An 18838-nucleotide genomic window follows, 5' to 3' on the forward strand; every position below is an offset into this window, starting at 1 on the left:
GTCGGGGTGAGGGGGATGCGCGGCGAGAGGCGTCCGGCAGGCGGACCCCCCTCACCCTAACCCTTTCCCCGGGGGGAGAGGGGATAGAGCCGCGGTTTGGGTGTATGGCGTCATGCCACCGCGTCGGAGCAGCGGATGCAGAGCGTCGGATGGTCGGGGACCGTGCCGACCTCCTCCAGGACCTTCCAGCAGCGCTCGCACTTTTCGCCTTCGGCCAGAGCCGGAGCGACGGCGATGCCGGGGACGTCGGGAAGGGTGAAGGCCCCTTCCGGCGCCGCGGCATCCGTCACCTCGATGGCGGAGGTGATGCAGACATCCTGGAAATCGACATCGGCCAGCAGGGCCTTGGTCGCGGCATCCACATACACGGTCGGATCGGCCTGAAGCGAAGACCCGATGGTCTTGTTGGCGCGCTCCAGCTCCAGCGCCCCGGTGACGACGCGGCGGACGGTGCGAACCGTCTCCCACTTCGCGGCGAGCGCGTCGTTGCGCCAATCGGCCGGAACCTCGGGGAAGCCCCGCAGATGCACGCTCTCCTCGGTCCAGCCCGACCCTGCCGTCAGACCTTCCGGCCGGGCCAGCCACGCCTCTTCCGCGGTGAAGCAGAGGATCGGGGCGAGCCAGGCGGTCAGGGTGGAGAACAGATGCTCCATCACCGTCCGCACCGACCGGCGGCGCACCGAATCGACCGCATCGCAATAGAGGCTGTCCTTGCGGACGTCGAAGTAGAAGGCCGACAGCTCCACCGCACAGAAGTTGTGCAGGGCCACGAACAGGGCGTGGAAGTCGTAGGCCTCGACCTTCTCGCGGACCAGCGTGTCCAGCTCCGACAGGCGGTGCAGAACCCAGCGCTCCAGCTCCGGCATCTCGGCGGCGTCGATCCGCTCGGCCGGGCTGTAGTCGGCGAGCGCGCCCAGCAGGTAACGCAGCGTGTTGCGCAGGCGGCGATACAGGTCGGCCTGGGTCTTGATGATCTCCTTGCCGATGCGGAGATCCTCCGAATAGTCGGAGTTGATGATCCACAGGCGCAGGATGTCGGCGCCATACTGGTCGCAGACCTCCTGCGGGGCCACGACATTGCCCAGCGACTTGGACATCTTGCGGCCCTGCTCGTCGAGCACGAAGCCGTGGGTCAGCACCGCGTTGTAGGGCGCCCGTCCACGGGTGCCGCAGCTTTCCAGCAGCGAGGAGTGGAACCAGCCGCGATGCTGGTCCGAGCCCTCAAGATAGAGGTCGGCCGGCCAAGCCAACTCCTCCAGCCGCTGTTCCAGCACGAAGGCGTGCGAGGAGCCCGACTCGAACCAGACGTCGACGATGTCCTTGACCTGCTCGAACTCGTCGGCGGAGTAGCTGTTGCCGAGGAAGTCCTGCGGGTCGCGGGCGAACCAGGCGTCGGCGCCTTCCTGCTGGAAGATGTCGGCGATGCGGGCGAACACCGCCTCGTCGCGCAGGATCTCGCCGGTCGCCTTGCGGACGAACAGGGCGATCGGCACGCCCCAGGCGCGCTGGCGGCTGATGCACCAGTCCGGCCGGCTCTCGATCATCGAGCGGATGCGGTTCTCGCCCTGGCCCGGGATCCAGCGGGTGTCGGAGATCGCCTGCAAGGCCACCTTGCGCAGGTCGTTCGTCTCCATCGAGATGAACCACTGCGGCGTGGTGCGGAAGATCAGCGGCGCCTTCGACCGCCAGCTGTGCGGGTAGCTGTGCTTGATGCGGTTGCTGGCCAGCAGCGACCCGGCTTCCTCGAACGCCTCCAGCACGGCCTTGTTGGCGGGGCCGGTCTTGCCCTGGTCGGTGTAGACGGCGAGGCCGGCGAACAGCGGCACATGGGCGTAATAGCGCCCGTCCTCGCCCACCGTCTGCGGCACCTCGATGCCGTTGGCCTGACCCAGGCGGAAGTCGTCCTCGCCATGGCCGGGGGCGATGTGGACGAAGCCCGAACCGGCATCCGTCGTCACGAAGTCGCCGGCCAGCAGCGGCACCTTGAAGTCGTAGCCCTTGCCGTGCAGCGGATGACGGCAATAGGTGCCGGCGAGGCGCGAGCCGGGGAAGCGGTGCAGCTGCTTCCACTCGGTGATGCCCGTCTCCTTCAGCACGCTCTCGGCCAGCGCGGTGGCGAGCACGAGGCGCTCGCCGACCATCGCCTTGCTGCCCTCGGCGACCGCCGTGACCTTGAAGGTCGCGTATTCGATCTCGTCGCCATAGGCGATGGCGCGGTTGCCCGGCAGGGTCCAGGGGGTGGTCGTCCAGATGACGATGTTGGCCTCGTCCACCTCCGGCGCCGACGATCCCCAGACGGGGAAGCGGGCGAAGACGGTGGTCGAGGTGTGGTCGTGGTATTCCACCTCGGCATCGGCCAGCGCGGTCTTCTCGACCACCGACCACATCACCGGCTTGGAACCCTTGTAGAGGCCGCCGTTCAGCGCGAACTTGTGGATCTCGCGGACGATCTGCGCCTCGGCCGGGAAGGTCATGGTGGCGTAGGGATGCTTCCAGTCGCCCTCCACGCCCAGACGGCGGAACTCGGCGGCCTGGATGCCGACCCACTCCTCGGCGAACTGGCGGCATTCGGCGCGGAACTGGATGAGCGGCACGTCATCCTTGTTCTTGCCGGCCTTGCGGTACTTCTCCTCGATCTTCCACTCGATGGGCAGGCCGTGGCAGTCCCAGCCGGGGACATAGTCGGCGTCGAAACCCTGCATCTGGCGGAAGCGGACGATGACGTCCTTCAGGATCTTGTTGACGGCATGCCCAATATGGATGTTGCCGTTGGCATAGGGCGGGCCGTCATGCAGCACGAACTTCTTGCGGCCCTTGGCGCCGGCGCGCAGCTTGCCGAACAGGTCCATCTCTGCCCAGCGCTTCAGCAGCTCGGGCTCCTTGGTCGGCAGGCCGCCGCGCATGGGGAAGTCGGTGCGGGGCAGGAAGACGGTCGATTTGTAATCGCGGGTCATATCGGATCCCTGGGGGAAAGCATCACCGTCGGGCGGCGGCATGGAGGCCACCCGGAACACAGCAGGTCTCTATCCCGGCCCTCCTCAGAGAGCCGGGCCGGTAATTCGCGCGCGATGCGTCGGGACACGCATCATCATCGGGATCCGCAACGAGACATCCATGGCGCCGGATATTAGCTGCGTGTGCGGTGCGGTCAAGGACGGCTCACGCCGGCCGGAGGCACGGCAGGGTCCGAAATTACCGCTGGCCTCGGGAAGGTGGCAAATTTACGGTATCGCCACCGGGAGGGTCCGGGACAGGGACGGTTACAGGTGGCAGGCACGCCAGCAAGCACGCATAAGGGCATCGCCGGGTATGATCGATCGACGGACAAGCGACTTCCTGGCCGAATTTCTTGCGTCCGCTAACAAGGACCCGGCGGTTCTCGACCGTTTTCTTTTGCATGGGCCGGATCGGGGGGGCCGCAGCGCCAAGCCGCGGCTGAAGATCGCCTTCTTCGATTTCTGGCCGGAATTCGATCCGGCGGCGAATTTCTTCGTCGAGATCCTGTCCGCCCGCTTCGACCTGTCCGTCGTCGACAATGACAGCGACCTTGCCATCGTGTCGGTGTTCGGTATCCGCCACCGGGAGGCTCGGACGGCCCGTTCGCTGTTCTTCACCGGCGAGAATGTGCGGCCACCGCTCGACGGCGTCGACATGTCGGTGTCGTTCGACCGCATCGACGATCCCCGGCACTACCGGCTGCCGCTCTACGTCATGCATGCCTGGGACCACCGGCGCGAAGGGGCGACGCGGCATTTCTGCCATTCGGTCCTGCCGCCGGTGCCACCGACGCGGGAGGAGGCGGACAGGCGGAAATTCTGCGCCTTCCTCTACAAGAATCCCAACTGCGAACGCCGCAACGATTTCTTTCGGATGCTCTGCGCCCGCCGCCATGTGGAGTCGGTGGGTTGGCTGCTGAACAACACCGGCAGCGTGGTGAAGATGGGCTGGCTGCCGAAGATCCGGGTCTTCTCGCGCTACCGCTTCGCCTTCGCCTTCGAGAATGCCAGCCATCCCGGCTATCTGACCGAGAAGATCCTCGACGCCTTCCAGGCCGGCGCAGTGCCGCTCTACTGGGGAGATCCCGGCGTCCTGCGGGATGTTGCCGCCGGCAGCTTCATCGATGTGTCGCGCTATTCCTCGGACGAGGAGGCCATCGACGCCATCCTGGCGATCGACGATGATTACGACACCTATCGCCGCCATCGCAGCACGGCACCCTTCCTCGGCACGGAGGATTTCTACTTCGATGCCTTCCGTCTGGCCGAATGGATCGAAAGCCGTCTTTGAGCGGCGGGAGAACGAACGATGAAACGCGTGCTGCTGAACTATGCCGACGGGGCCTTCACCACGGCGCAGAAATACAACGGCAAGACCGGCCTGGGGATCGGCGGCTTCGACGGGGTCGCCTTGATGGGGCGCCGGCACATCGATGCCGCATTCGCCGCCCGCAATTCGCACATCCTGAACCAGCCCCGCGGCGCCGGCTATTGGCTGTGGAAGCCCTACTTCATCGACCTGCTGCTGCGTGAGCATCTGCAGGACGGCGACATTCTCTTCTACAGCGACAGCGGCGCCCATTTCGTCCACAGCGCCGAACCGGTGATCGAGCTGTGCCGGCAGCGGCGCGACCTGCCGATCCTGTTGTTCGGCTTGGAGGATCATCACCGCAACAGCGTCTGGACCAAGCGCGACTGTTTCCATTTCATGGGGCTGGACCAGCCGGCCTTCGCCGATGCCCCCCAGATTCTCGCCAGCTTCGTCGTGTGCGAACGCGGGCCCGCAAGCATGGCCTTCGTCGCGGATTGGCTGCGTCATGCCCAGGACGCCCGGCTGATCACCGACGCCCCCAATGAATGCGGTCTGCCGAACTACCCGGACTTCCGCGATCACCGCCATGACCAGAGCATTCTCAGCCTGCTCGGCCGCAGCCGCGGCGTGACGGTGGTCCCCGATATCTCGCAATGGGGGGACGGCCGCCGTCCGGCCGACATTCCCCGCATCATGGAACACACGCGCTGGCGCGATTAGGAGCGGCCATTGCAGAGGAAAGACCCGGCCGATGACCGTATTCGCCGCCGCCGCGGCGGCCGAAACCAGCGGCGATTTCCAGCGGGCGAGGGAGTTGTATCTCCGGCTGTTGCGGGCCGAGCCGCGCAACGCGGCGGCGCTGCACCGGCTGGGCGTGGTGGAACTGCGGCTGGGCCGGCCGGGCGAGGCGGTGCCCCTGTTCCAGAAGTCGCTCGCCATCGCCAAGAACCTGGAGGTCTATCTCGATTTCGGGATGACGATGGCCGGCCTGTCCCGCTGGGATGCGGCGGCGACCGTCTATGCGGCGGCACTTCGTGTCGCCCCGGAGTCGGCCGACGCCCATTACGGGCTGGCGCTTGCCCTGCACAGCCAGGGACGGCCGCAGGATGCCGAACCCCATTACCGCAAGGTGCTGGCCACCCATCCCCATTTTGGCGAGGCCCACAACAATCTCGGCGTCGCCCTGTTCAGCCTCGGGCGCGTCGCCGAGGCTGCCGAGGCCCATCGCGCAGCTGCCGGGCTCGACGGTGGCGATGCCACGGCCTGGGGCAAGCTTGGCGTGGCGCTCCATGGCCTCGGGCGGACCGGGGAGGCGGAGGCGGCCATCCGCAAGGCCGCCGGCCTCGCTCCCGAGAGTGTGGAGAACTGGTACAATCTCACTGGTCTGCTCGATGCGGACGGGCGGGCCGAGGCGGCGGTCGCCGCCGGACGGATCGCCGTCTCCCTCGACCCGGCGGGTCCGGCGAACTGGCTGGCCCTCGGCAATGCGGCGCAGGCGGCGGACCGGCGGCAGGAGGCATGGCGGGCGGCTGCGGCGGCGGTGCGGCTGATGCCCTCCGACCCGGCGGCGCGCAACAATCTCGCCAACGCCCTGCGGTCGCTGGGCCGCCTGCGGGATGCCGTGGCGGAGTACCGGGCGGCTCTTTCCCTCCGGCCGGACTTCCCGGTGGCGGAAGTGAATCTCGCGCTCGGCCTGTCGATCCTGGGCCAGCCGGAGGACGCGCTGGAGGTGCTGCGCGGCCTGATCGCCCGGCAGCCGATGAACGGCGACGCATGGCTGCGGATGGGGCGCGTGCTGGTGGAGGCGGTGCGGCCCGACCGCGCCGTCGCCGCCCTGCGCACCGCCGTCGCCATCGCGCCGGGGGACGCGGAGTCCCATGCCGATCTGGCGATGGCGTCCGCCATGTGCGACTGGAACGCCCAGTCCGCGGTCGCCTGCCGGCGGGTGCTGCGGCTGGTGCCGGACCACGCGGCTGCCCTCGGCCAGCTCATCCACCAGCAGCGGGCGCTTTGCGACTGGCGCGACCTGGACAGGCTGGAGGCTCTGCTTCTTCTGCGGGTGCGGGACGGGGCGGGCGGTGTGGCGCCGTTCGACCTGCTGTCCTGTGATTCGACCCTTGCCGACCAGCAGGCCGCCGCGTCCCGTTGGGCGGCGGCGAAGTCCCGCGACGCGATTCCCGCCGTACAGCCCGCCGCGTCGTCCGGCGACCGGCGTCTGCGCATCGGGTATCTGTCGTCGGATTTCCGGGAGCACGCGATGGGCCATCTGATGGTCGATGCGCTGGAAACGCACGACCGCTCCCGCTTCGCCGTCACCGCATATTCAACCGGACCGGACGATGGCAGCGCGCTGCGCCGGCGGTTCGAGCGGTCGATGGAGCGGTTCATCGATCTGCGCCGCCATTCCGATGCCGCTGCGGCGGCGGTCATCGCGGCCGACGGCATCGACATCCTGGTCGATCTGACCGGTTTCACCACATTCTCGCGCACCGCGATCCTTGCCGCCCGCCCGGCGCCGGTGCAGGTCAACTGGCTCGGCTATCCGGGGACGCTGGGCGCGTCCTTCGTCGATTACATTCTGGCCGATCCTGTGGTGATCCTTCCGGGCGAGGAGATGTTCTTCACCGAGCGGGTGGTGCGGCTGCCCGATTGCTACCAGCCCAACGACCGCCAGCGCGCCATCGCCGGCCCCACCCCGTCGCGCGCCGATTGCGGGCTGCCGGAGGACGGCTTCGTCTTCTGCTGTTTCAACAGCTCCTACAAGCTTACGCCCGCTCTGTTCGACGGCTGGGCGCGCATCCTGACGGCGGTGCCGGGCAGCGTGCTGTGGCTCTATGCCGGAAATCCGCAGGTCGCCGCCAACCTGCGGCGCGAGGGCGAGGCCCGTGGTCTGGATCCCCGCCGGCTCGTCTTCGCCCCGCCCTTGCCGCATGCCGAGCATCTGGCGCGCCACCGGCTGGCGGACCTGTTCCTCGATACGCTTCCCTACAACGCCCATACGACGGCCAGCGACGCCCTGTGGGCGGGGCTGCCGGTGCTGACGCGCAGGGGGACGGCCTTTGCCGGGCGGGTGGCGGCCAGCCTGCTGCTGGCGGCCGGACTGCCTGAACTGATCGTCGACAGTCAGGAGGAGTATGAGGCGGCGGCGGTGGCGTTGGCCCGCTCGCCCGACCGGCTGCGTGCCTTGCGGGAGAGGCTGGCGGGCAACCGGCCGACCTGTCCGCTGTTCGACACGCCGCGCTTCACCCGCAATCTGGAGACGGCCTACCGGACGATGTGGGACATTCACCGCTCCGGATCGGCCCCGAGGCACATCGCCGTCGCCGCGGATGGAACCGCCGGCCCAGCGGAAACCAACCCGGCGGAAACCAACAGGGGGAGGGAAGGCACATGACGGTCGATGCCGGCGCCGGACAGCGGCTCCACATCGTCGTTCCCTATCGGGATCGCGAAAGTCATCTCGGCCAGTTCGTTCCATGGGTGAGCGCCTATTTCGACCAGCTGAGGCCGCCGATAGACTATCGTGTCACCATCGTGGAGCAGGAGGCCGGGCTGCCTTTCAACCGCGGGGCGCTGAAGAATGCCGGCTTCCTTCTCGGGGAAGGGTGGAGCGACTACACCTGTCTGCATGACGTCGATTACCTGCCGATCGACGCCGATTATTCCTGGGCCGACTGCCCCACTCCCATTCTCTGGTACGGGGCGGAACAGCGGCCGGTGGCGCCGGGCATCTCCGACAAGACGGTGACCACCAACCTGGAGAGCACGATGGGCGGAGCGCTGCTGGTGCCAAACCCGGTCATGCGGCAGGTCGACGGCTATTCCAACGCCTTTTGGGGGTGGGGATACGAGGATTTCGATTTCTCCTTGCGCATCCGGGCGCGGCGGATCCCTACCGGCCGGCGCAAAGGCCGCTTCCAGCCGCTCGACCACCGCAACGACGGCTTCACCCCCGATGCGGTTCCGTCGCCGATCTCCCATGTCAATCGACGCCTGTTTCAGCAACTCTGGTCCACCGGAAAGATCCCGGCCGGCGACGGGCTGTCCTCACTGTCCTTCGAGGTGGTGGACCGCAGGCCCTGCGACGGTTGCGTCAACGGTGGGGAAAGCCGCTGGGAGATCGTCCGGGTGCACTTCGCCCATGCCCCAAGCCCGGATCAAGTTGAGGCGGACCGCGTCGCTCCCGCCTCCGGTCGGCAGGGCAGCTGACCCTCGAACAGGCCGTGGCAGGCTTGTCTTTTTCCATGCGACCCGACTTTATGGCCGGGCTGGGGTCGTGTATCCCTGGGAAAGCGGCAAGGACGGCGCAGGGAGACCTGCCAATTTGAGAGTGGATGAGTATGAACGGTGCGCCGGAAAAGACCCTGTTGCAGCATTTCCTGACCGGTCGGGTCACCGTCGTTGCGGTAGGGCGGGGTGCCGAGGACTGGTCCGCGGTCCTGGCTGCGGCCGAGCGGACGGTGATCGCGGCGGCGGTGCCCGCATCCTTCGACGATTGGTGCCGGCGGAATGGTCTGCGGCATGTCGACGGGCTGCTGCTGCACCGGGCGGGTGGTGCGCTGGCCATGCTCGACGGCGCGGACGAGATGCTGCGTCTGCGCCGCATCGACTTCATCCAGTTCGATCAGATGGAAGCCGGGGGCGACCTGCCCGCAATCTATGGGCGATTGCAGCGCCACGGCTATTCACTGTTCCGCTTCACCGACCGGAACTTGCAGTTCTGCCCGCAGCCGCCCCTGGATGGCAGGGACGCGACCCATCTGGCGGTCGCGCCGCGTCATTGGAAACGGCTGTTCGCCCGCGATACCTCGATGTTCCGCTATGCCGACCTGTTCCCGCGATACGGCATCCTCCCTCGTGGGGTCATCCATATCGGTGCGCATGAGGGCGAGGAATACCCGCACTATGTCGAGGCGGGCTGCCGCCGCGTGCTGTTCATCGAGGCCGATCCGAACACCTTCGCCCGGCTGGCTCCCAAATTCCGGGACAATCCGGACGTCACCTGCATCAACCGCGCGGTGTCCGACCGTGCCGGCCGGCTGCCCTTCTCGCGGATGAGCGGCAGCCAGTCCAGTTCCCTCCTGCCGCCGAAGGAGCATCTGGACATCTATCCCGGCATCACGCTGACCGAGACGATCGAGGTCGAGGCCGCCCCGCTGCCCGACATACTGGCGGAGTTCAGGCTAGATGCCGTCGGCTACAATGTCCTGGCGATCGATACCCAGGGGGCGGAGCGGATGATCCTCGCCGGCTGCGGCCCGCTGCTGTCCCGCTTCGATGCGGTGTCGGTGGAGGTGAATTATGCCGAGCTGTACGAGGGCTGCGGCCGCATCGCCGACATCGACGATCTGCTGTTCGCCCAGGGTTACGAACGGGTGGAAGAGATCAGCCCCTTCCATCACAGTTGGGGCGACGCCTTCTACGTTCGCCGCGGCTGATCGGCCGCAGTAAGGGGCGGCTCCTGCCGCCCCCGTCCGGCTCACATGCTCGACTTGCCGCCGTGGGCGGAGGACCAGCCGACCGGGTCGTTCAGGAACTTTTCGACCTCGGACAGGGTGTTCTCGTCGAAATAGCGGTTGTCGCGGGCGACCTTCAGCACGTCCCACCAGGTGCACAGCGCGTGCAGCCGCACGCCGATGGCGTCCATGTTGACCTTCGACTGCGGGAAGATGCCGTAGTGGAAGATCACGAAGGTATCGGTTACCTGGGCGCCGCCGTTGCGCAGAGCGGTGACGAAGTTCTCCTTGCTCTTGCCGTCGGTCGCCAGATCCTCGACCAGCAGGACGCGCTGTCCTTCGGTCAGCAGGCCTTCGATCTGGGCGTTGCGGCCGAAGCCCTTCGGCTTCTTGCGCACATACTGCATCGGCAGTTCCAGCCGGTCGGCGATCCAGGCGGCGAAGGGGATGCCGGCGGTCTCGCCGCCCGCCACCGCGTCGATGGCCTCATAGCCGATCTCGCGCTCGATGGTGGCGACGGCGAAATCCATCAGCGCCTTGCGGGCGCGCGGGAAGGAGACGATGCGGCGGCAGTCGGTATAGACCGGGCTCGCCCAGCCCGAGGTAAAGATGAAGGGCGTCTCGGCGTTGAAGTGCAGCGCCTTGATCTCCAGCAGGATCTTGGCCGCGGTGGCGGCGATGGTGGCCTGATCGGGCAGGGTCGACATGGAAAAAGGCTCCGGAAAACGGGATGGCTCGCGCGGATGTCCCCTGTGTAGCGGCGCTTCCGGCGATTCGCAACGGCGGGTAGGCCCGCTCGGACCCGATAGACGGTGGAATCAGACGGGAATGTCGCCGAACACCCGTCCGTCGGGGCCGGCCGGGGTGCCAGGGGCGGCGGTGCCCTTCAGCCAGCGGGCGAACTGGCGATCGGCCGTGTTGATGTGCAGCATCAGCCACTGCGGCAGGAATTCGGCCAGGCTGCGGCGCATCTCGTCGTCCGTCACGTCCCCCGTCACCTCGCCGGAGGCGAAGGCGTGCACCCGGTCCCAGGCGAGCTGGTGCTGGCCGATATGATCGTCGAGGAAGGGGTAGCCGGACTCCTCCATCACCCGCTGTTCGTCGGCGAAATGCGACTCGGTGTAGGCAACGGCGGCGGCGAGGGTGCGGCGCATCTCCTCATCCGGCCGGCCTTCGCAGACGGCGCGTTCGAAAGCCTGGACCAGGCCGATCCATTCGCGGTGCTGTTCATCGATGGCGCCGACGCCGAGAAGGAGGTCGTCGCTCCAGACAAGGCGGCCATAGTCGACGGTATCGGTCTTTTTGCTGTCGATCATGGCGGACCCGTGACGGTCGGAAGGGGCATCCGGCGGCTGGCTCGCGCGGGATTTGCGGTGGCCGGAGTTCTCCTAGAGTCCCCGGCCGCCGCCCGCAAGCACGGGCCTTGCCACCTTTTGCCGCATGGCCGCCTTGGATCTGCGGGCCTCAGACCTTGCCGCGCACACTGCCGAGGAAGCGCTCGACCTGGGTGTGCAGCAGTTCCGCCTGTTTCGACAGTTCTCCGGAGGAGGAGAGCAGACGCGAAGCGCCGCTTCCGGTTTCCGACGCCGCCTGCAACACGCCGCCGATCGAGGAGGAGACCTCGTTGGTGCCGGCCGCGGCCTGCTGGACGTTGCGGGCGATCTCCATGGTGGCGGCGTTCTGGCCGTCGACCGCCTGCGCGATGGTGCCGACGATTGCGTTCACCTCGCCGATGGTGGCGGCGATGCTCTGGATCGCCTGGACGGCATCGGCCGTCGCCGTCTGGATTTCCGCGATCTGCTGCGAGATGTCGCCCGTCGCCTTGGCGGTCTGGTTGGCGAGGCTCTTAACCTCCGACGCCACGACGGCGAAGCCCTTGCCGGCCTCGCCGGCGCGGGCCGCCTCGATCGTCGCGTTCAGCGCCAGCAGGTTGGTCTGCCCGGCGATCGAGTTGATGAGATTCACCACGTCGCCGATCTGGTTGGCCTTGGCCGACAGGCCGTCGACGATGCGGTTGGTGCCATCGGCCTGATCGGCGGCCTGCTTGGCCTTGCGGCTGCTCTCGCCGATCTGTCGGCCGATCTCAGCAATGGAGGCGGCGAGCTCCTCGGCGGCGGCGGCCACGGTCTGCACATTGACCGAGGCCTGTTCCGACGCGGCGGCGACGGTGGTCGCCTGGCTCTCGGTATGGTCGGCGGTGGTCGCCAGCGACTGGGCGAGCGACCGCACCTCGGTGGAGGAGGAGGCGACGCTGTCGACCACGCCCTTCACCTCATTCTCGAACCGGTCGGCCAGTGCCGCCATCTCGGCCCGCTTGCGTTTCTCGGCGGCGTGTTCCGCCTCGGCCTGCCGGCGGCGGAAGGTGTCGGCCTCCACGGCGTTGGCCTTGAACACCTCGACCGCGCCGGTGATCTGCCCGATCTCGTCCTTCGAGTCAGACGCCGGGACGGTAACGGTCAGGTCGCCGCGCGCCAGGGTCAGCATGGCGTCGGTCAGCCGGCGCAGCGGGCGCAGGGCCGCAACGGTCCACAGGCCGAAGGCGGCGGCCAGCAGCAGGGCGGCTCCGCACAGCGACAGCATCAGCGTCTGGAACCCCTTGGCAACGGTGCGCGCCCGGGCGGCGATGGTCTGGTTCTTATGCTCCTGCAGGTCGATGAAGGCGTTGATGCGTTTCAGCCATTCATTGAAAGCCGGCCGGGCGTCCTGCATCAGACCCTTCTGGGCCGCCGCCATGTCGTTCGCCTTGCGGGCGGCGATGACCGACTTGATGGTCGGCAGGGTCTTCGCCTCGATCTCCTTGATACCGGCCAGCAGCTGCCGCTCTTCCGGCTCGATGTCGGTCATGCTGGCGAACATCGCGTCGAGCGGCTTGGCGGACTCCTCGTAGAAGGCGGACAGCCGGTCGATGTCGGCCAGCACGAGGGACAGGATCGCCGGGTCCGTGGTCAGAACCACGTCGCGCAGCGCGATTGCCCGGTCATGCACGCTGCCGCGGAAATTGATGGCATAGCGCTGTTTGACGCTGTTCACGTCGTTGATGCGGGTAAGATCGGAGTCGATCTTCCGCACCTCGCGGACCCCGATGACGGTCAGGCTGAGCAGAAGCACAAGGACCACGCCGAAACCGAGAAACAAACGTGTGCGTATCGTGGCGTGCCGCGGAAGGAACATGTCGGCGCATCCCGTCGAAGTTGGCCCACAGGGGCGGTAAACGGACTTTATCCCAAAAGATGTTACCCTTTCGGGTTAGTCAAGATGTGCATTTTCGTCGGCGCTGCAAGGTCGACTGCGCACGCCTCCGGGAGAATGTGCGGGTTGCGGATCGGAAGTCCCGCCGCAATATGCGGGTCTCGGAGACCGATCCGAAAACCGCCGTTGGAATTGCCGATGCAGCCTCTGTCCGCGCGCCCCCGTTCCCGCAGCCTGCCCCGTCTGGTGGCGACGGCCCTGCTTCCGGCCCTGCTGATGCCGCCCCTGATCCCCGGTTCCGCCATTGCCGCCGGCGCGGACGGGAGCGCCGAACAGGAACGCCCGGAGCACGGCAAATCCGAGGGCGTGAAACCGGAAGCCGGGAAGGCGGAATCGGCGAAGCAGGATGACCTCCAGGGCTTTGATCCGCAGCGCAGCGTCACCCGGCATAGTCTGCCGTTGCCGGACGGCGCGCTGGCTTACACCGCGACCGCGGAGTTCCTGCCGCTGCGTGACGGCGTGAAGGAGGAGGTGGCGGCACGCATCTTCACGGTGACCTATACCGCCGATCCGAAGACGCCGGCCGGCGGGCCGCGCCCGGTCACCTTCGTCTTCAATGGCGGGCCGGGAGCGGCGTCGGCCTACATGCATCTGGGGGCCGCCGGCCCCAAGGTCGTCGCCTTCGGTCCCGACGGTGCTCTGCCGGCGCCGCCGGCGCGGCTGGTCGACAACCCCGACAGCTGGCTGGCCTTCACCGATCTGGTCTTCATCGATCCGGTCGGCACCGGCTTCAGCCGCGCGGTGAAGCCTGACGAGACGGAAAAGCGCTTCTGGTCGGTGGAGGGCGACGCCCGGTCGATGGCGGAGATCGTCCGGCTCTGGCTGACCCGCAATGGCCGCTGGTCGTCGCCGACCTTTCTGGCCGGGGAAAGCTATGGCGGCTTCCGCATCGCCAAGATGGCGGACGAGCTGATCGAACAAGTCGGGCTTGCCGTGAACGGCCTGATCCTGGTCTCTCCCGTCGTCGATTTCGCCGCCATCGACGAGGACGGCATCCTCGGCCCGGCCTGGAAGCTGCCGTCGATGGCGGCATCCGCCGCAGCACTCGGCCGCACCGCCGGCACGCCGGAGCAGGCTGCCGAATCGGCGGAGCGTTTCGCGCTCGGCGCCTATCTGACCGGGTTGGCCGGGCTCGATTACGGCCGGCTCGACGCCGCGCAGGATGTCTTCGCCGAAGTGGCGCGCGTCACCGGCCTGCCGGTCGAGACGGTGCGGCGCCAGCGCGGGCGCGTGCCCATGGGTGTCTTCACCCGTGAGCTTCTGCGCGACCGCGGCCGGGTCCTCAGCATCTATGACGGCACCTTTACCGCGCCCGATCCCGACCCGGGGGCGGCGCGCCTGCCCTTCGATCCTTTTTTGAAGGGAACGGTGCCGACCTATACCACCGCTTTCGCCGCCTATGCCCATGATGCGCTGGCGGTGCGGGCGGAGTCGCCGTACCGGCTGCTCAGCGACCGGGTGAACCGGAACTGGGATTGGCCGCGCATGACGGTGCCGAGCGCCGTCGATGCGTTGCAGACCGCGCTGACCCTTCAGCCGGCGCTGCGGGTGCTGATCGTCCATGGCCGCACCGACCTGATCACGCCCTATATGGCGTCGCGCTGGGTGGCGTCCCGGCTGGAACTGCCGGAGGGGGAGCGCGGCCGGGTTTCGGTGACGGTGCATCCCGGCGGCCACATGATGTACACGCGGGCGGAGGGCCGCGCCGCGCTGGCCGCCGATGCCCGCGCGCTGATCGCGGAAAGCCTTCGGGCACGCTGACCGGAGCCCGGCGGTCGCGGCCCCGGCGGTCGCGGCAACTCTGGAATCGGAAAGGGGCGCCCCGGCGGGGGCGCCCCTTTCCGTGTGTCGGATCGCCGTTCCCGATCAGAACAGACGCAGGATCGACTGCTGCGACTGGTTGGCCAGCGAGAGGGCGATGGTGCCGAGCTGCTGGCGGGTCTGCAGCATCAGCAGGCTGGCGCCTTCCTCGTTCTGGTCGGCCAGCGTCAGCTTGCTGGCGCCTTCCGTCAGCACGTCGCTGAACTCCTTGGTGAAGGTCTCGCGGGTCGTGATGATGTTCAGGTTGGTCGACAGCTGCTGAGACGCGGAGCGGATCGTCGCCTTGGCGTGATCCAGGCCGGCCACCGCCTTGTCGATGTCGGCGCGGTCCATCCAGTTGTTCTGGGCGGCGTCCATCTGCAGGCCCTGGCCGCTGGTCGTCAGGTTGACCGCGGTCACGGTGATCGAGTTGGTGTTGCGCTCGTTCAGCTGAACGGTCAGGTCGTTCGACGTGTTGGCGTCGGAGATCTGCTTGGTGACGATGTTGGCCGAGCAGTTGGCCGAAGCGGCCTTCTTGATCGTCTTCGCATCGATTTCCATGCGAACGGTGCCGCTGTCGAAGGTGAAGGCCTGTTCACCGCCGGTCAGCTTCCCATCACCGCGATCGTTCATGGCGTCGCGGGTGACCTGGGCGCCGTTGGAGTTGGTGACCTGGATTTGCAGGTCGACCTTCTTCTCGATGACCGAGACACCGTTGCCCTGGTTGTTGGCCGCTTCCAGCAGACGACGGTCGACCGTGAAGGACACGATGGTGCCCGACGCGAAGCTTTCAGAGATCTTCTTGGTCAGCGCGTTGGTGGCGGCGGTCGTCACCGTCATTTCGCGCACCGCGCCGGCGGTGCTGTTGCCGGTGAGCGTGATGGTGCCGCCGCTGGCGTTGACCGAGACGGACGCGACGTCCTTGCCGACCAGGCGGCCGGTGCCGATCAGGGCGGTGCTGATCGAGTTGCGGAGATTGGTGGCGACGTTGACCGAGGCGTTCTGGCCGACGGCCACGTCACCCTTGGTCGCCGTGTAGCTGAAGGACTGGCCTTCCACCGTGATGGTGAAGATGTCGCCTTCTTCGATCGTGCCGCCGACATTCACCGTCGACACCTGGGCCACGCCCGTCGCGGCGGCCGTCGTCAGTTTCGCTTCGATGGTCTGGGTGTTGTCGAAGTAGGAGATCGTGCGGCTCTCGTCACCGTCCGTCACGATGAAGTCGCGGCTGCGGCCGTTGGCGCCGCGCACCTCGATCTGGACGTCGGAGAAGCTGCCCAGCGTACCGGACATCGTGCCCGACAGCTTCAGGCCGACGAAGCCGTGCGCGTTTTCCGTCTTGGAGATGTCGGCGGTCTTGCCTTCGATCGAGCCGTCGCCCTTGATGCGAACGGCGTAGGTGTCCGACGAGATGACGTTGGTGACGCGGGCGTTGTCGACGCCGGTGATGGTGTTGACGGCGGCACGGGACGCGCTGGTGCTGTCCATGCTCATGCCGTTGCCGGCGATCAGGTTCTTGCCCTGATAGCCGCTGTCACCGGCCAGCTTGTCGATCTGGTCCTTCAGCGTGTTGAACTGGGCGGCCAGTGCCTTGCGGGTGGAGATGGAGGCGGCGTCGTTGCCCAGTGCGGCGTAGGCGGCGGTGGTCAGGCCCTTGGCCTGGTCGACCAGCGAGTCGATCGAGGTCAGGCCCTTGTCGGCGGCCTGGATGGTGCTGATCGACTGGCCCATCGCGTCCTTCAGCGAGGACAGGTCGCCGGCGCGCTGGTTCAGACCCTTGGCGGCGAAGAAGGAGGTGGGACCATCCAGAGCCGAATTGATCTTGTTACCCGTCGACAGGATGTTCTGCTTCTTGTCGATCTGCGACTGCGTGCTCTGCAGCTGCAGCAGGTTGGTGCGCATCGAGGCGGTCAGGGTCACATTTCCGGCCATGGTCCTAGTCTCCTTCTGAGGCTGTCCCCGCCCCTGGTCATTTGACCGGCGAGGCAACGTGCGTTTTCCTGACACCACTCTTTCAAGCGCCGTGCCAACTGCCTCGGCGTGCCATAAGTGTATGATTTTGCTGTGGAATAAAAATAGGTCGGCAAAAAGGGCAGGGGTGGGCCGATGCCCTCCGGCTCGGTCTCCGAAAAACTTTCCCGGAATCTTTTGCCGCTGACGGACGGTTCTGCCGGTATGCCGGGCGGCAAGAATCTTCCCACCACCCGGCAGGCACGGCTATGGTCGGGCTCCAAACCACGTCCCATACATCGAACGCATGGCCTTGCACGGGCCAAAGCAGGGAAGGGAGAAGCATCATGACCGGTCGGATCGACGCGCGCCTGGCGGAGCTGGGCATCGAGTTGCCGCAGGCCGCCGCCCCGGTGGCCGCCTATGTGCCCTACACCCGTTCGGGCAACACCCTTTACATCTCCGGCCAGGTGACGGTCTGGAACGGCGAGCGAAAGTTCGTCGGCAAGGTCGGCCAGGACTTTACGGTCGAACAGGGCAAGGACGCTGCGCGTTTGTGCGCTCTGAACATCCTGGCCCAGGCCAAGGCCGCGCTGGGCGGCGACCTCGACCGCGTCACCCGCGTGCTGCGGCTGGGCGGCTTCGTCAACGCCGGCCCCGACTTCCACGACCATCCGCTGGTGATCAACGGCGCGTCGGAGCTGATGCGCGACGTGTTCGGCGAGGCCGGCCAGCATGCCCGCGCCGCCGTCGGCGCCCCGTCGCTGCCCGGCAACGTCGCGGTCGAGATCGACGCGATCCTGGAAGTCGCCTGAGCCAATGACGCCTGAGTGAATTGTGGCGGTGACGGCGTCTTGCTGTCCTGCGGCATGAGGCCTACCTCCTTGCCATCGTTCAAGGAGACGCATGCATGCCCGACGGCAACGATGCCATCACCGTAAAGGTCCTGACCGGGATCGGCGAGGCGGACCAGCAGGGCTGGGACGCCTGCGCCGGTGCCGGCAACCCCTTTCTCTCCCACGCCTTCCTGCTGGCGCTGGAGGAGTCGGGCTCGGCAACCGGCAAATCCGGCTGGCAGCCAAGCCATCTCGCCGCCTATGACGGGTCCGGCCGCCTGGTCGGCGCGGTGCCGGCCTATCTGAAAAGCCATTCCTACGGCGAGTATGTGTTCGACCACGCCTGGGCCAATGCCTATGAGCGGGCGGGCGGCAGCTATTACCCCAAGCTTCAGGTGGCGGTGCCCTTCACCCCGGTGCCGGGGCCGCGCCTGCTGGTGGCGCCGGGGCCGCGCGCCGACGCGGTGGCCGATGCCCTGGTCGGCGCGCTGGAGCAGGTGGCGGAGCGTTACGGCGTCTCCTCCGCCCATGTCACCTTTCCGGAACGCGGCGACTGGGACCGGCTGGGGCAGGCAGGCTGGCTGCGGCGGCTGGGCGTGCAGTACCACTGGCACAACCATGGCTATGACAGCTTCGATGCGTTTCTGGAGGCGCTGAACTCCCGCAAGCGCAAGGCGATCCGCAAGGAGCGTCGGCAGGTTGCGGAGAGCGGCGTCCGCCTGCACACCCTGACCGGCGACGACCTGAAGCCGGAGCATTGGGATGCCTTCCACCGCTTCTATCTGGACACCGCCGACCGCAAATGGGGCGGCGGCTATCTCAACCGCCGTTTCTTCGACCTGCTGGGCCGGACCATGGCCGACCGGGTGGTCTTGGTTATGTGCGAGGACGGCGGGGAGTGGGTTGCCGGCGCGCTGAATCTGCTGGGCGACGATGCGCTGTACGGCCGCAACTGGGGTTCGGACGGCAGCTACCGCTTCCTGCATTTCGAGGCGTGCTATTACCGGGCGCTGGATTTCGCCATCGAACGCGGGCTGGCGCGGGTCGAGGCCGGCGCCCAGGGTGAGCACAAGATCCAGCGCGGTTATCTGCCGGTGCCGACCTACAGCGCCCACTGGATCGCCGATCCCGGCTTCCGCCGTGCGGTGGAACGCTATCTGGAGCAGGAACGTCCGGCGGTGGAGGCGGAGATTGAAGCGCTGGACGAGGAACTGTCGCCCTATCGGCGGGAGGGCTGAA

General features: G+C 67.3%; 13 protein-coding genes. 8 read left to right on the forward strand and 5 right to left on the reverse strand.

Translation table 11 applies throughout. The features are described 5' to 3' along the window. Nucleotides 1-110 precede the first annotated feature (110 nt). On the reverse strand, nt 111-2954 hold the full coding sequence (ileS, locus tag E6C72_RS07525; protein ID WP_109442750.1) for an isoleucine--tRNA ligase: 2844 nt from the start codon (nt 2952-2954) through the stop codon (nt 111-113). Between the two features lie 355 nt (nt 2955-3309). On the opposite strand from ileS, the gene E6C72_RS07530 reads away from it, so the two are divergent. From E6C72_RS07530 to E6C72_RS07550, 5 genes are all read left to right on the forward strand, one after another. Continuing rightward, nucleotides 3310-4287 carry a glycosyltransferase family 10 domain-containing protein gene (locus E6C72_RS07530; RefSeq protein ID WP_109442751.1) on the forward strand — a complete coding sequence of 326 codons (978 nt, stop codon included), beginning with the start codon at nt 3310-3312 and terminating at the stop codon, nt 4285-4287. Nucleotides 4288-4305: 18 nt separating this feature from the next. Then, nucleotides 4306-5028: a hypothetical protein gene (locus E6C72_RS07535; protein WP_109442752.1), complete on the forward strand. Its 723-nt coding sequence runs from the start codon at nt 4306-4308 to the stop codon at nt 5026-5028. Between the two features lie 31 nt (nt 5029-5059). Continuing rightward, nucleotides 5060-7702, forward strand: a complete 2643-nt coding sequence (locus tag E6C72_RS07540; protein ID WP_109442753.1) for a tetratricopeptide repeat protein — start codon at nt 5060-5062, stop codon at nt 7700-7702. After that, nucleotides 7699-8517 (forward strand): galactosyltransferase-related protein, encoded by an 819-nt coding sequence (locus E6C72_RS07545; protein ID WP_109442754.1) that lies wholly within the window; start codon nt 7699-7701, stop codon nt 8515-8517. Before E6C72_RS07540 ends, E6C72_RS07545 begins: the two co-directional genes overlap by 4 nt. A 125-nt stretch (nt 8518-8642) precedes the next feature. Beyond that, a complete protein-coding gene (locus E6C72_RS07550) occupies nt 8643-9746 on the forward strand; it encodes an FkbM family methyltransferase (protein WP_247875908.1) in 1104 nt (367 codons plus the stop codon). Between the two features lie 41 nt (nt 9747-9787). Here the strand turns inward: E6C72_RS07550 and E6C72_RS07555 are convergent, their stop codons facing one another. The 3 genes from E6C72_RS07555 to E6C72_RS07565 form a co-directional block, all read right to left on the reverse strand. Continuing rightward, complete coding sequence (locus E6C72_RS07555) at nt 9788-10471, reverse strand: orotate phosphoribosyltransferase (RefSeq protein ID WP_014247028.1); 684 nt, start codon at nt 10469-10471, stop codon at nt 9788-9790. 111 nt (nt 10472-10582) lie between these two features. Beyond that, nucleotides 10583-11080 carry a bacteriohemerythrin gene (locus tag E6C72_RS07560; protein ID WP_109442756.1) on the reverse strand — a complete coding sequence of 166 codons (498 nt, stop codon included), beginning with the start codon at nt 11078-11080 and terminating at the stop codon, nt 10583-10585. 148 nt (nt 11081-11228) lie between these two features. Further along, complete coding sequence (locus tag E6C72_RS07565) at nt 11229-12881, reverse strand: methyl-accepting chemotaxis protein (protein ID WP_247875909.1); 1653 nt, start codon at nt 12879-12881, stop codon at nt 11229-11231. A gap of 270 nt (nt 12882-13151) precedes the next feature. Between E6C72_RS07565 and E6C72_RS07570 the strand changes: the two genes are divergently transcribed. Continuing rightward, nucleotides 13152-14774, forward strand: a complete 1623-nt coding sequence (locus E6C72_RS07570) for a S10 family peptidase (protein ID WP_247875910.1) — start codon at nt 13152-13154, stop codon at nt 14772-14774. Nucleotides 14775-14879: 105 nt separating this feature from the next. On the opposite strand, the gene E6C72_RS07575 is transcribed toward E6C72_RS07570, so the two are convergent. Beyond that, complete coding sequence (locus E6C72_RS07575; RefSeq protein WP_136700694.1) at nt 14880-16745, reverse strand: flagellin; 1866 nt, start codon at nt 16743-16745, stop codon at nt 14880-14882. A gap of 365 nt (nt 16746-17110) precedes the next feature. Here E6C72_RS07575 and E6C72_RS07580 point away from each other — a divergent pair, with 365 nt between their 5' ends. Together E6C72_RS07580 and E6C72_RS07585 are read left to right on the forward strand one after the other, a co-directional pair. Next, nucleotides 17111-17578: a RidA family protein gene (locus E6C72_RS07580; protein WP_109087231.1), complete on the forward strand. Its 468-nt coding sequence runs from the start codon at nt 17111-17113 to the stop codon at nt 17576-17578. A gap of 95 nt (nt 17579-17673) precedes the next feature. Next, on the forward strand, nt 17674-18837 hold the full coding sequence (locus tag E6C72_RS07585) for a GNAT family N-acetyltransferase (protein ID WP_109087230.1): 1164 nt from the start codon (nt 17674-17676) through the stop codon (nt 18835-18837). Nucleotide 18838 lies beyond the last annotated feature (1 nt).

The sequence above is a fragment of the Azospirillum sp. TSH100 genome (assembly GCF_004923295.1).
Lineage (GTDB): Bacteria > Pseudomonadota > Alphaproteobacteria > Azospirillales > Azospirillaceae > Azospirillum.

Coding starts and splice junctions, on each gene's coding strand:
- ileS (WP_109442750.1), bottom strand. CDS start 2,954: ATGACCCGCGATTACAAATCGACCGTCTTCCTGCCCCGCACCGACTTC.
- E6C72_RS07555 (WP_014247028.1), bottom strand. CDS start 10,471: ATGTCGACCCTGCCCGATCAGGCCACCATCGCCGCCACCGCGGCCAAG.
- E6C72_RS07560 (WP_109442756.1), bottom strand. CDS start 11,080: ATGATCGACAGCAAAAAGACCGATACCGTCGACTATGGCCGCCTTGTC.
- E6C72_RS07545 (WP_109442754.1), top strand. CDS start 7,699: ATGACGGTCGATGCCGGCGCCGGACAGCGGCTCCACATCGTCGTTCCC.
- E6C72_RS07585 (WP_109087230.1), top strand. CDS start 17,674: ATGCCCGACGGCAACGATGCCATCACCGTAAAGGTCCTGACCGGGATC.
- E6C72_RS07570 (WP_247875910.1), top strand. CDS start 13,152: ATGCAGCCTCTGTCCGCGCGCCCCCGTTCCCGCAGCCTGCCCCGTCTG.
- E6C72_RS07550 (WP_247875908.1), top strand. CDS start 8,643: ATGAGTATGAACGGTGCGCCGGAAAAGACCCTGTTGCAGCATTTCCTG.
- E6C72_RS07580 (WP_109087231.1), top strand. CDS start 17,111: ATGACCGGTCGGATCGACGCGCGCCTGGCGGAGCTGGGCATCGAGTTG.
- E6C72_RS07575 (WP_136700694.1), bottom strand. CDS start 16,745: ATGGCCGGAAATGTGACCCTGACCGCCTCGATGCGCACCAACCTGCTG.
- E6C72_RS07530 (WP_109442751.1), top strand. CDS start 3,310: ATGATCGATCGACGGACAAGCGACTTCCTGGCCGAATTTCTTGCGTCC.
- E6C72_RS07535 (WP_109442752.1), top strand. CDS start 4,306: ATGAAACGCGTGCTGCTGAACTATGCCGACGGGGCCTTCACCACGGCG.
- E6C72_RS07540 (WP_109442753.1), top strand. CDS start 5,060: ATGACCGTATTCGCCGCCGCCGCGGCGGCCGAAACCAGCGGCGATTTC.